Annotated in this window: 10 protein-coding genes; 9 read left to right on the top strand and 1 reads right to left on the bottom strand. The window is 63.9% G+C overall.

Translation table 11 applies throughout. From position 1 onward, the window contains the following. Positions 1-5: 5 nt before the first annotated feature. Positions 6-776: a glycosyltransferase family 2 protein gene (locus tag ACN9M2_RS00255; RefSeq protein WP_426286200.1), complete on the bottom strand. Its 771-nt coding sequence runs from the start codon at positions 774-776 to the stop codon at positions 6-8. Positions 777-854: 78 nt separating this feature from the next. On the opposite strand from ACN9M2_RS00255, the gene ACN9M2_RS00260 reads away from it, so the two are divergent. The 9 genes from ACN9M2_RS00260 (at position 855) to ACN9M2_RS00300 (ending at position 12,204) form a co-directional block, all read left to right on the top strand. Next, positions 855-1,886, top strand: coding sequence for a CDP-glycerol glycerophosphotransferase family protein (locus ACN9M2_RS00260; protein WP_426287960.1), 1,032 nt, complete (start codon positions 855-857; stop codon positions 1,884-1,886). Positions 1,887-2,143: 257 nt separating this feature from the next. Continuing rightward, the gene (locus ACN9M2_RS00265; protein ID WP_426286201.1) at positions 2,144-3,157 is read left to right on the top strand and encodes an HlyD family secretion protein; all 1,014 of its coding nucleotides are present in this window, start codon (positions 2,144-2,146) and stop codon (positions 3,155-3,157) included. Then, positions 3,154-4,692: a DHA2 family efflux MFS transporter permease subunit gene (locus ACN9M2_RS00270; protein ID WP_426286202.1), complete on the top strand. Its 1,539-nt coding sequence runs from the start codon at positions 3,154-3,156 to the stop codon at positions 4,690-4,692. The genes ACN9M2_RS00265 and ACN9M2_RS00270 overlap by 4 nt, the downstream gene beginning before the upstream one ends. 28 nt (positions 4,693-4,720) lie before the next feature. Beyond that, complete coding sequence (locus tag ACN9M2_RS00275) at positions 4,721-5,362, top strand: TetR/AcrR family transcriptional regulator (protein WP_426286203.1); 642 nt, start codon at positions 4,721-4,723, stop codon at positions 5,360-5,362. A gap of 28 nt (positions 5,363-5,390) precedes the next feature. Then, positions 5,391-6,050 carry a M24 family metallopeptidase gene (locus tag ACN9M2_RS00280; protein ID WP_426286204.1) on the top strand — a complete coding sequence of 220 codons (660 nt, stop codon included), beginning with the start codon at positions 5,391-5,393 and terminating at the stop codon, positions 6,048-6,050. Positions 6,051-6,155: 105 nt separating this feature from the next. After that, the gene (locus tag ACN9M2_RS00285; protein WP_426286205.1) at positions 6,156-8,441 is read left to right on the top strand and encodes a CocE/NonD family hydrolase; all 2,286 of its coding nucleotides are present in this window, start codon (positions 6,156-6,158) and stop codon (positions 8,439-8,441) included. Positions 8,442-8,560: 119 nt separating this feature from the next. Continuing rightward, positions 8,561-10,663 carry a TonB-dependent siderophore receptor gene (locus ACN9M2_RS00290; protein ID WP_426286206.1) on the top strand — a complete coding sequence of 701 codons (2,103 nt, stop codon included), beginning with the start codon at positions 8,561-8,563 and terminating at the stop codon, positions 10,661-10,663. A 178-nt stretch (positions 10,664-10,841) separates the two neighbouring features. Beyond that, complete coding sequence (locus ACN9M2_RS00295; RefSeq protein ID WP_426286207.1) at positions 10,842-11,078, top strand: acyl carrier protein; 237 nt, start codon at positions 10,842-10,844, stop codon at positions 11,076-11,078. A gap of 133 nt (positions 11,079-11,211) precedes the next feature. After that, on the top strand, positions 11,212-12,204 hold the full coding sequence (locus ACN9M2_RS00300) for a glycoside hydrolase family 43 protein (protein ID WP_426286208.1): 993 nt from the start codon (positions 11,212-11,214) through the stop codon (positions 12,202-12,204). Positions 12,205-12,313: the final 109 nt, after the last annotated feature.

Genomic DNA, 12,313 nt, shown 5'->3' on the forward strand with positions numbered 1-12,313 from the left:
TGGGATCAGGCCTTCTGGCCGTGCTGCAGCAGCCAGAGCTTGACGTACTTGCGTCGAACGTATTCCACGCGTAGCAGGGCATAGACGATGCCGCGCCAACCGTCGAGGAAACCCGCGCGCAGCACGTAGCCACGAAAGAACCGCCACATCGGGCTCACGATGATCTGGGCGAGCGTGGCGCGTTTGCCCGCGGCGAACTCCTCCGTGGCCATCATGTGTGCGTAGCGCTCCTGCTTGGCCATCAGCTCCGAAAGCGAGCGATAGGGATAATGGTCGAGGAAGCCGGGCAACATCCGCACTTCGCCGTCGACACTCACCGATTCATGGATCTCCCGCGGGCCGCGCCAGCCGCCCTGGCGGCGGTCGAACAGGCGCAGAACCTTGTCGGCCCCCGCGTTGCCGTGGCGCATGAAACGGCCGAAGAAATCGTTGCGGCGATAGAAGCGAAAGCCGGCGGCGCCGTGAAATCCCTCGTCGCATGTCTTCTCGATCGCGGCGCGCAGGTCGGCACCGATGCGCTCATCCGCATCGAGGCAGAGCACCCAATCGTTCGCGGCCTGCGCCACGGCGAAGGCCTTCTGGCTGCGAAAACCGTCGAACGGTCGTGAGATCACCCGCGCCCCCGCCTGCCTCGCGATGGCGACGGTGTCGTCGGTGGAACCGCCGTCGACCACGACCAGGTCGTCACAGAACGGTGCGGCCGATGCCAGGCAATCTCCGATGCGATCGGCCTCGTCCTGGGTGATCACGCAAAGGGAAATGGGCCGTCGGGTCATCGGGATGCGGGGTTGGGTATCGAGCCGTCATAATGCCACGTCGTCCAGCGTGGAGTGCCGGCCTTGAGCGCGTGCCTGATGTTCGCCACCGAAACCTATGCCTTGCCGATCCTGCGTCCGCTGGCCGCGGCCGCGCGCGCGCGGGGCAAGGAGGTCGGCTGGGTGGTGCCGGCGGCGGTGGCGGAGGAGCTCGACGCCGGCGAACGTCGCGTGCGCAGCCTGCGCGAGGCGAGGGCCCTGCATCCGGAAGCGGTGTACTGCGCGGCCAACTGGGTATCGCCCGCCTTGCCGGGCATCAAGGTGCAGGTGTTCCACGGTTTCAATGCGCAGAAGCGCGAGCCCGACCGTGGCCACTTCGCCATTCGCGGTTTCTTCGATCTCTATGTCACGCAGGGTCCGTCCACGACGCTTCCCTTCGAGGCACTCGCGCGGGAACATGGTTACTTCGCGGTACGCGAAACCGGTTGGCCGAAGCTGGACCCGCTTTTCGGGCCGGCGTCGGCAACGGCGCTCGACATACCTTCTGACGGCCGCCCGGTCGTCATGTATGCATCCACCTTCAGCCATCGCCTGAGCAGCGCACCCGCGATGGTCGAACCGCTGCGCGACATGATCGCGCGTGGCGACCGGCAGTGGTTGCTTACGTTGCATCCGAAGTGTCCGGAGGAATTGTTCGCCGCCTATCGCGGTCTGGAAGCACCGAATGCGCGCTTCTACACCTCGGAACGGCTCGTCGACATGGAACGTGCGGCCGACGTGCTCGTTTGCGATACATCGTCGGTGGTGCACGAGTTCGCGGTGATGGGCAAGCCGGTGGTCACGATCGCCAACCGCGTGCCTCAGCCGTTCATGCTCGACGTGCCGGCGCCGGGCGACGTGGACGTCGCGATCGACCACGCCCTTTCGCATCCCCCCGAACTGATGGCCGCCATTCGCGCGCATGGCGACGACATCCATCCGTACCGCGACGGCCATTCCAGCGAGCGCGTGCTCGATGCCGTGGATGAATTCCTCCGCGGCGACTTCGGGCTGCTGAAGCGGAAACCGCTCAACCTGGTGCGGCGTTTCAAGGCCCTGCGCGACATCGGCCACCTGCTCGACCTGCGCTGACCCCAAGGCAGACCTCAGCCAGGCAGCCAACCAAGCTATTTGCAAGCCACAGGCCAGCCACCAGCCAGCCCACCCGGTCCCTTGTGGGAGCCGACCTTGTCGGCGATCCCGCGGCAGCGGGCATCCCCGCCGCAACCCTTGCCCCTTGAAATTATTCCCATCATCCATAGAATTACAGCTGTAATTCAACTTCCTCCTGGTGCCCCGTGGCCGCCGTCGCCGACTCAGCCGTTCCCGTCAGGGCACGCAAGAACGCCTTGAAATTCATCGTCATGGGCGCAGCCGCGCTCGGCATCGCCCTCTACGGCGCGCACTGGTGGACCAGCGGACGCTTCCTCGAAACCACCGACGATGCCTACGTCGGTGGGGACATCACGGTGATAGGACCGAAGGTACCGGGCTACATCCAGACCATCGCCGTCACGGACAACCAGGTCGTGCACAAGGGCGACCTGTTGGTGAAGATCGACGATCGGGACTACCGCGCCGCCCTGGAGAAGGCCGAGGCGGCGGTGGCGGCCCAGGAGGCCGCGTTGCGCAACCTCGACGCCGTGTTCGAGTTGCAGCACAGCCATATCGCGGAAGCCCACGCAGGGTTGAACGCCGCACAGGCGGAGGCGACACGGTCGAAACTCGACGATGAACGCTATCGCCTCCTGGTCGGTCGTTCGGCCGTGTCGGTGGAAAGCGCACAACGTGCGACGGCGACCTTCCAGACGGCCCATGCGGCAACGGCGAGTGCTTCGGCGGCCGTGCAAGCCGCACAGCGGCAACTCGACGTGATCGACACCCAGAAGCGGCAGGTGGAAGCGGCGCTGGCCCAGGCACATGCCGAGGCCGATATCGCCCGCTTGAACCTTTCGTATACCGAACTGCGCGCGCCGGTCGACGGTGTGATCGGCAATCGCCGCGCACGTGTCGGCAGCTATGCGGCCACGGGCAGCCAACTGCTGGTGGTGGTGCCGTCGCATGGCTTGTGGGTGGATGCCAATTTCAAGGAAGACCAGCTGGCGCGGATGCATGTGGGCCAGCTGGTCGAGGTGCGCGCGGACGTGCTGCCGGGCCAGGGCTTCAAGGGTCACGTCAGTAGCCTCGCGCCCGCCACTGGCGCACAGTTCAGTGTGTTGCCGCCGGAAAACGCGACCGGCAATTTCACCAAGATCGTGCAGCGCGTGCCCGTGCGGGTGACGCTCGACGGCAGCGACGGCGACCTTGGCGTGCTCCGTCCCGGTTTGTCGGTCACCGCGCGCATCGACACGAAGGCGCCATGAGCCCGGTCGCGCACCTCACGCCGGGTCAGAAGATCTTCGCCTTCGCGTCGATGTGCCTGGGCATGTTCATCGCCTTGCTGGATATCCAGATCGTCTCGGCCTCGTTGCGGGACATCGGCGGTGGCCTGTCCGCCGGAGCGGACGACACCGCCTGGGTGCAGACCAGCTACCTGATCGCTGAAATCGTCGTGATTCCCCTGTCGGGGTGGCTGAGCCGCGTGTTCTCCACGCGCTGGCTCTTCGCCGCGTCGGCCGCGGGGTTCACGTTGACCAGCCTGCTCTGCGGCGTGGCATGGGATATCCAGAGCATGATCTGGTTCCGCGCCGCCCAAGGCTTTCTCGGCGGCTCGATGATCCCGCTTGTCTTCACGACCGCCTTCGTCTTCTTCCAGGGCAAGCAACGCGTCATCGCCGCGGCGACCATCGGCGCGATCGCTTCGCTGGCACCCACGCTCGGCCCGACGCTGGGTGGATGGATCACGGACCACTACTCCTGGCACTGGTTGTTCTTCATCAACCTGCTGCCGGGCGCCTTCGTCACGATCGCCGTTCCCCTCCTGGTGAAGATCGACGAGGCCGATCTCTCCTTGCTGAAGGCCGGCGACTGGATCGGCATCGCCCTGATCGCGGTCTTCCTCGGTTGCCTGGAGTACACGCTGGAAGAAGGTCCGCGCTGGAACTGGCTGGAAGACGACACCATCCGTGCCACGGCATGGGCCAGCCTCGTGGCGGGCGTGCTGTTCGTCTGGCGCGGACTGACGGCGGAACATCCCGTCGTGGACCTGCGCGCCTTGCGCGAACGCAACTTCGCTCTCGGTTGCTTCTTCTCCTTCGTGACGGGCATCGGCTTGTTCGCCACGATCTACCTCACGCCGCTGTTCCTGGGGCGCGTGGAGGGATACAGCGCGTTGCAGATCGGCAAGGCGGTGCTCTCGACCGGCGTCTTCCAGATCATGGCGATTCCCGTGTATGCGATGCTGGCCAACCGCGTGGACCTGCGCTGGCTGCTGATGGTGGGGTTGGCGCTGTTCACGCTGTCGATGTTCGAGTTCACGCCGATCACACACGATTGGAGCGCCACGGAACTGATGCTGCCGCAGGCCTTTCGTGGCATGGGCCAGCAGTTCGCCGTGGCGCCCACGGTAACGCTCACGCTGGGCAGCCTGCCGCCGGCACGGCTCAAGCAGGCTTCCGGCCTGTTCAATCTGATGCGGAACCTCGGCGGCGCGATGGGTATCGCCGCCTGTGCGACCATCCTCAACGATCGTACCAATCTGCATTTCTACCGGCTTGCCGAGCACCTGACCCCGGCGAACGAGCCGATGAATCGCCTGTTCGAAGGCGTGCAGCCCGACACCGAGGCATACACCGCCGCATTGCGTTCGCTTTGGCAGCTGACGTTCCGCGAAGCGCAGACGCTGACCTATAGCGACGCTTTTTTTTCCATCATGGTGTGCTTCGCGATCGCCACCGTGATGGTCCCCCTGATGCGCAAGGTGCAGGCACCCCAGACACCTTCCGCCGATGCGCACTGATCCTTCCCCCGCAGCAGGGCATTGACCCATGCGTTACGAAAAAAACCATAAGGAGCGGACGCGCCAGCGCATCGTCGACACCGCGTCACGAAGGTTCCGCGAACACGGTATCGAAGCCGAGGGCTTGAAATCCCTGATGTCGGCCGCCGGCCTCACCAATGGCGCGTTCTACAACCATTTCGACTCGAAGGAAGACCTGGCGCGCGAAGCCATCGCCGCGGCGATGAACGAGCGTCTGGGCAGGCTGCGCTACTGGATCGATTCGGGCGAAGGCCTGGCGGGCATGATCCGGAGCTACTTCTCTCCACGCCATCGCGATCGTCCCGGCACGGGTTGCCCCGTCGCCATCCTCTCCGCCGAAGTGGCGAGGCACTCCGACATCGTGCGCGGCGCCTATACGGACGGCGTCACCGAATTCATCGAACTGATGGCTATGCAATGGCCTTCCCTCACGCACGACGAGGCGCTGTCCCGGGCAACCGCCCTCTACGGTCTCATGGCAGGGGCGATGCAAGTGGCCCGCGCCACCAACGACGAGGCCCTCTCCGCGCGTGTCCTCGACGGCGGCATGCAAGCGGCCTTGGCTTTGGCGGACGTAGCACCCATCGCCGCTGAAGCGGCTCCCACAAGGGCCGTCCGCCGTACCCAAACGGACGCGAAGCATCGATAATGACGACCAGCTCAATCTGGCCGCGCCCATGCCGACACCCACCGCCGAAAACGTCGGCGCCGCTTTCTCACGCGAACGTATGCTCGCCGCCCGCGAGCGTTCCTGGGCGGCCTTACGGGACATCGCCGCACGCATCGTCCCCGGCATGAACGAAGCCGATGCCGCTGCGTTGGCAAAGGAACGCCTCGACGCGGCCGGCATGCAACGCATCTGGCACCCGAGCATCATCCGCTTCGGCGCGAATACATTGAAGACCTTCCGGCAGCCTTCCGCGCCGGACACGGTGCTCCAGGACAACGACATCTTCTTCATCGACCTCGGTCCTGTCTTCGACGGTCATGAAGGCGACGTGGGCGACACCTTCGTCGTCGGCGACGATGCCGATATGCGCGCCTGCGCGAACGCGGCCCGCGAACTCTTCGCGCGAACGGCGGCAAGATGGCGCGAAGGCGTCACCGGCATGGCGTTGTACGCTTATGCGGAAGACGCGGCCACGGCCATGGGCTGGCGCCTCAATCACGAAACGAAGGGCCACCGCGTGGGCGATTATCCGCATGCGGTGCACAAGGCGGGCTCGTTGGGTCAGTTCGACGCCGCGCCTGCGCCGGGCCTGTGGGTCCTGGAGATACAGATCGCCCATCCCTCCTTGCCCATCGGCGCCTTCTTCGAAGACCTGCTGACGGCCTGACTGTCACCGTGTGCTACCCAAGCGCACGGGCAAGACATGCCCGACGGCACTGTCCAGGGCCGATGGACGTGGGCAATCTCGCGGAAAATTCATGGATGCCCGATCATGCCGAAGCTGACCGCACGCTGCTGGATCATGGTTCTCGCCCTCCTGCTCGCCACGATCCCGGCGATGGCGGGGACGGCGATGTTGCCGTGGAAAGGCGCGTCGAATGGCGACGGCGGCATACGTGATCTGGCGGCCGAGGCGATCATCGCCTACGCGGAGCCGGATCGCGCGACCTATCTCGACAACCTGGCGGTCTTGCAATTGGTCGCGCGCCGTTACGACGATGCCGCGCGCAGCCTTGGTGAACTCGTTGTCTTGCGCAAGGCGGGCGCCCAACCACTCGATGCGGCAGGTGCCATTCGTTGGCAGGTCTACGCGCGTGCGCGCCAGCTCGAGACCGCCATGCACCTGCCATTCGGCGAAGCGTATACGCGTGCTTTTCGCGATGTGTTCGCCACGCTCGACGACGTGATGGCTTCGCAGGTCATCTCCAGCTTCGGTTCGGACGTGGAGCCGTACGGTCCGCAACCCGCGCAGCTGCGCGCGGATTACCTGGAACTGCTCGCGCAGCGGAAGGGGAGTGACGTCGCGTTGGCTGACGCGGTCGCCCTGGTCAAGGCGTACCAGGCCGCCGAAGCCTACGCGGCATTCCGCCCGTTCACCGGGGAGCTGATCGACGAGGACGATCGGCGCCGCTACGACGTATGGGAACCCATGCTCGTGCCGACTCCCGACGGTGCATCGGTCACCGTGCTCGTCATGCTGCCCAGGCATCGCGCCGCGCCGCTGCCCACCTTGCTCGGCTTCACCATCTACGCCAATCCGTGGTGGTCCTCGACCGAACTGCGCCTCACCGCCGCGCATGGCTATGCCGCCGTGGTCGGCTATTCGCGTGGCAAGGGACTGTCGCCAGGGCAGGCCGCGCCATACGAACACGATGGCGTGGATGCGGACGCCGCGATCGAGTGGATCGCGACGCAGCCGTGGAGCGATGGCCGTGTCGGCATGTATGGAGGAAGCTACAACGGCTTCACCCAATGGGCCGCCGCGAAACACCGGCCGAAGGCGCTACGCGCGCTGATGCCGTCGGTCACGGTGGCACCGGGTATCGATGTGCCGATGGAAGGCAACGTCTCGTTGAGCTTCGTCTACCCATGGGCACCGTACGTGGCCGAAGGCAAGGGCCTGGACGAGAAGCATTACGGCGACGATGCACACTGGAACGGCCTTTACCGGCGGTGGTACGAAAGCGGCAAGAGCTATCGGGCGCTCGATGAAGTGGAAGGCAAGCCGAACCCCGTCTTCCAGCGCTGGCTGGACCATCCCTCGTACGACGACTACTGGCGGGACATGATCCCTCAAGGCCGCGAGTTCGCCGCGATCGACATTCCCGTGCTTACCACCACGGGCTACTTCGACGGCGGGCAGATCGGCGCGTTGCATTACGTACGCGAACACCAGCGCTACAACCCGCACGCGGAACATTACCTGCTGATCGGTCCCTGGGACCACGTGGGCGCGCAACGCAAGGCGCGGCCGGTGGTCGACGGCTATGCCATCGACCCGGTGGCGAAGATCGATATCAGCCGCGTGCTTCGCTACCAGTGGTTCGACTATGTTTTCCGCGGCGGCGCGAAGCCGGCCCTATTGAAGGACCGGATCAATTACGAAGTGATGGGAGCGAACACGTGGAAACACGCGCCCAGCGTCGACGGTATGGCGCCGGGAAAGCGTCGGCTGTTCCTCGCGGCGGAGAATGGAACGGCCAGGTTGCAGGATCGTCCTTCCACGCGTGCTTCGCTCCTTGCCGTGGACCTCGGCAAGCGGGACGACCTTCCCGCAGCGGATGCTCCGTCGGCCGCGCTGGACGATCGCCATGCCCTCGTCTTCACCAGCGAACCGTTACCCGCCGGTACCGAGTTGAGCGGCTTGTTTTCGGGCAAGCTCCACGTGGTGACGAACAAGCGCGACTTCGACCTGCGCATCACGCTGTACGAGAAGAAGGCCAGCGGCGAGTACTTCCAGCTGTCGTGGTACCTGGCACGCGCCAGTTACATGGAGGATCGCTCGCGACGGCTGCTCCTGGTCCCGGGTAAACGCACGACGCTCGCATTCACCAATGGGCGTACCACCAGCCGGTTGTTCGAACCCGGCAGCCGACTCGTCGCGGTGGTGTCCGTGGTCAAGGAACCCGGCTCGTCGATCAACATGGGAAGCGGCGGGGATGTCGGCGTGGAAAGTGTCGCCGATGCGGGTGAGCCCCTGCGGATCGAGTGGCTGGGCAGTAGTTATCTCGACCTTCCGATAGGCCCTGCGAGGGTCACGTCTGGCGCAAGTAAATAAGATTCACTCGCATTATTGCGCGATCGAGGGCTTTTAAGTCATCATTGTAATGAGATTCATTCGCAATAATGACCGAGTGCCGGCGGCGATGCCGCAGGGCGCCCGACCAGGGAAAGTCCATGATCCTACGCAAAAAAACCTTGCCCGCGCTGCTTGCCGGGGTGCTGATGTCGTTTACCGCGCAAGCCCAGGAGGCGACACCGCCCACGCCGGGAGACAAGGCCGTGCAACTCGCCCCTGTCGATGTCCATGGGCAGAGGCTGGACGAGGGCTATGCCCGTACCGATGGCTCCGCCGCCACCAAGACCGACACGCCCCTCATCGAGACCCCGCAGGCGATTTCGGTGGTCTCGAACACGCAGATGATCGACCAGGGCGTGCTCACGGTGCAGGACGCCTTGCGCTATTCCGCCGGCGTCCGCGCGGACGCCTATGGCGTGGATAGCCGGGGTGACGACGCTTTCCTGCGCGGCACCTCGTTCACCCAATACCTGGATGGTCTGAAGCAGAACTTCGGCGGTGCCTATGCCCGCACGGAACCCTATTTCCTGGACCACCTCGAGATCGTCCGTGGCCCGTCGTCGGTGTTGTACGGGCAAGGAACCACGGGCGGCCTGATCGCGCTTTCGTCCAAACTGCCGCAATTCACCGCTTCCCACGAGGTGGAAGCGCAGCTGGGCAACAACGCGCGCAAGCAGGTGGCATTCGATTTCACCGGCCCCCTCGATGCGGCAGGCCACTGGGCTTACCGCCTGATCGGCGTCTACCGCGACGCCGATTCGCAGATCGATCACGTGCCGGACGACCGCAAGGCGATCGCGCCCTCGATCACCTGGATGCCCGATGCCGATACCCGCTGGACGCTGCTTGCCAACCTCCAGTTCGATCACAACGGCACGTCGCTGAACTTCCTGCCGCATGCGGGCACCTTGCTGCCCAATCCCAATGGCCGCATCGATACGCGGCGCTTCGTCAGCGAGCCCGGTTTCGATCGATACGACACGCAGCAGCGGTCGTTCACCTCCTTGTTCGAACACCGTTTCAACGACACCTGGAAGTTCGTGCAGAACATGCGCTATTCGCATGACAACGTCGACTACCGCAGTCTCTATCCGGACGTGTATTCGAATCCGTTGTATCCGTTCCTCGACGATACGCAGCGCACCGTCGCGCGTTACAGCTACGTCAGTATCGACCGGCACAAACGCTTCGTCACGGACACGCATGCCGAAGCGGATTTCGACCTCGCGTCGATGCACCATCGCGTCCTCATCGGACTGGACGTCGGCTATTCGCATACCGACAGCCGCAAGGGCAATGGCTTCGACGGCGTTCCCTTCGATCTCTACGCGCCCGTCTACGGCAACGGTTTCGTCGCGCCGGACATCTTCCCGGTGGCTTCGACCCATACACGCCAGACCGGCGTCTATGTGCAGGACCAGATCAATTGGGGCGAGCACTGGATCGCCACGCTGGGCTTGCGCCACGACCGCGCGACCCTGACCACCGGCGATAGCCGCTCCGTGGACAATGCCACCACGTCTCGCCTCGGCGTCATGTACCGCTTCGACAACGGCCTGGTGCCGTACGTGAGCTACACCGAGTCGTTCCAACCACTGGACAGCCTCGACTTCTACAATCGCCCTTATGAGCCCTTGCGCGGCAAGCAGTACGAGGCGGGCGTGAAATACCAGCCGGTCGGCTCATCCACCCTGGTCACGGCGACGTACTACGATCTGCGCGAGGAAAACCGCCTCGCGCCGGACCCGGCCAACCCGCTCAACCAGGTCCAGGCTGGCAGGGCGAAGACGCGCGGCGTGGAATTCGAGGCCTCCACGCGTATCGGCAGGCATGTGGACCTGATCGGCACCTACACCTGGACGAAGGCACGTCCGGACGATGGCACGATCGTCGCTGGCCTGCCGAAGAACCAGGCTTCGGTGTGGAGCGTGTACCACGTCAACGATGCGGATAGTGACGGCTTCAGCTTCGGTGTCGGCGCTCGCTACATCGGAACGAACTACGACGAGACGGGAACGCTGAAGGTCCCCGAGAAAACGTTGTTCGACGCCATGGTGGCCTACACGCAGGGACCGTGGCGTTTCTCGGTCAATGCCGCCAACGTCACCGACCAGGCCTACAACGCCACGTGCCTGGCTCGCGGCGACTGCTTCTACGGTCCACGCCGGAGCATCGTCGGCACCGCACGTTACAAATTCTGACCGTCCCAGGCGAAGTTGATGCCACTCAAGTGCATAAATTCGGCGCTGCCGGAATCGCCTCGCGAACGAGGTAACGGTTAATAGATTTCAGACAATAGGTTAACGTTCGTGGTCCGAACCTGATGGAGCAGGGAGCCGCGCATGTCGTGACAGGTTTTCAACCAAGGAGGAACATTCCATGACGGACACCACGTTGGATAAGGTCACGGCACTTGTCGCGACCGCAACTGGAAAGTTAACGACGGAAATCAAACCGGATACGAACTTGATTGACGACCTCACTTTGGACGAAATCGACCGTATCGAGTTGATATATGCCCTGGAAAATGAATTCCGCATCCAGATCGATGAAACCAGCGCCGAAACGCTAGAGACGGTGGCTGACATCGTCCGGTACATAGAAGCTTGTATTTAATCTTGCCGTTCGAGGCTCCGATGGAGGGGCAGCGGAATCACCTTCCATCGGAGCAGGTACTCGCCCTCCATCGCATCCCGTCACCCAAACCCGTTACGATCGGAGGTTCCACACGAACGACGGGATGATCGGGATGGAAGTTCGGAAGGTTTGGCAGAGCGCCCTGCTGGCTGTATCGATGTCGACCGCCGCGGTCGCCGCGCCACCGCCGGGGCATGCGGGCAACCCCGTTTTCCCCGGTTGGTATGCCGATCCCGAGGCTGCCATCTTCGACGACACCTACTGGATCTACCCGACCACATCGAAGGAATACGCTGCCCAGACGGGGTTCGACGCGTTCTCGTCACCCGACCTGGTGCACTGGACCAAACATGCCGACGTGCTCGACATCAAGGACATTCCCTGGGCGAGGAAGGCGCTGTGGGCACCCTCGGTGATCGAGAAGGGTGGCAAGTACTACTTTTTCTTTTCCGCCAACGATATCCAGAACGACCACGAACTCGGCGGCATCGGTGTCGCGGTGGCGGACAAGCCGGATGGCCCGTTCCGCGATCTTCTCGGCAAGCCGCTCGTCGGCGCGTTCCACAACGGTGCGCAACCGATCGACCAATTCGTGTTCCGTGACGACGATGGCACCTGGTACATGATCTACGGCGGCTGGAAGCACGCCAACATCGTGAAGCTGAAAGCCGATTTCACCGCCGTGGAACCGATGGCCGATGGCACCCTGTTCAAGGAGATCACTCCCGCGCCGGAGTATGTGGAAGGGCCCATGATGTTCAAGCGTGACGGCAAGTATTACTTCATGTGGTCGGAAGGCGGATGGGGTGGCCCGGACTATTCCGTTGCCTATGCCATCGGCGACTCGCCGATGGGACCGTTCAAGCGGCTCGGCAAGATCCTTCAGCAGGACCCGAAGATCGCCACCGGTGCCGGTCATCATTCGCTCTTCCACGTGGCGAAGGATGACAGCTGGTACATCGTCTACCACCGGCGTCCTCTTGGACACACCAAGGCGAACGATCGCGAGACATCGATCGACCGCATGTACTTCGACAAAGAAGGCCACATCCTCCCGGTGAAGATCACCAACGAGGGCGTCGAGGCGAATCCCCTGCGCCGATAGGGGGAGGCCCCGCCATGGTGGGAACCATGCCTGGTGGGAGCCGACCTTGTCGGCGATCCCGCGGCAGCGGGCCGGGTCGAGACAAGCCCCCATCGCCGACAAGGTCGGC

It is taken from the genome of Luteibacter sp. E-22, from assembly GCF_049913125.1.
Lineage (GTDB): Bacteria > Pseudomonadota > Gammaproteobacteria > Xanthomonadales > Rhodanobacteraceae > Luteibacter.

Bases quoted from the DNA above. Each gene is read 5' to 3' on its own strand.
- ACN9M2_RS00255 (WP_426286200.1), bottom strand. From the start codon at position 776: ATGACCCGACGGCCCATTTCCCTTTGCGTGATCACCCAGGACGAGGCC.
- ACN9M2_RS00260 (WP_426287960.1), top strand. From the start codon at position 855: ATGTTCGCCACCGAAACCTATGCCTTGCCGATCCTGCGTCCGCTGGCC.
- ACN9M2_RS00270 (WP_426286202.1), top strand. From the start codon at position 3,154: ATGAGCCCGGTCGCGCACCTCACGCCGGGTCAGAAGATCTTCGCCTTC.
- ACN9M2_RS00275 (WP_426286203.1), top strand. From the start codon at position 4,721: ATGCGTTACGAAAAAAACCATAAGGAGCGGACGCGCCAGCGCATCGTC.
- ACN9M2_RS00280 (WP_426286204.1), top strand. From the start codon at position 5,391: ATGCCGACACCCACCGCCGAAAACGTCGGCGCCGCTTTCTCACGCGAA.
- ACN9M2_RS00285 (WP_426286205.1), top strand. From the start codon at position 6,156: ATGCCGAAGCTGACCGCACGCTGCTGGATCATGGTTCTCGCCCTCCTG.
- ACN9M2_RS00290 (WP_426286206.1), top strand. From the start codon at position 8,561: ATGATCCTACGCAAAAAAACCTTGCCCGCGCTGCTTGCCGGGGTGCTG.
- ACN9M2_RS00295 (WP_426286207.1), top strand. From the start codon at position 10,842: ATGACGGACACCACGTTGGATAAGGTCACGGCACTTGTCGCGACCGCA.
- ACN9M2_RS00300 (WP_426286208.1), top strand. From the start codon at position 11,212: ATGGAAGTTCGGAAGGTTTGGCAGAGCGCCCTGCTGGCTGTATCGATG.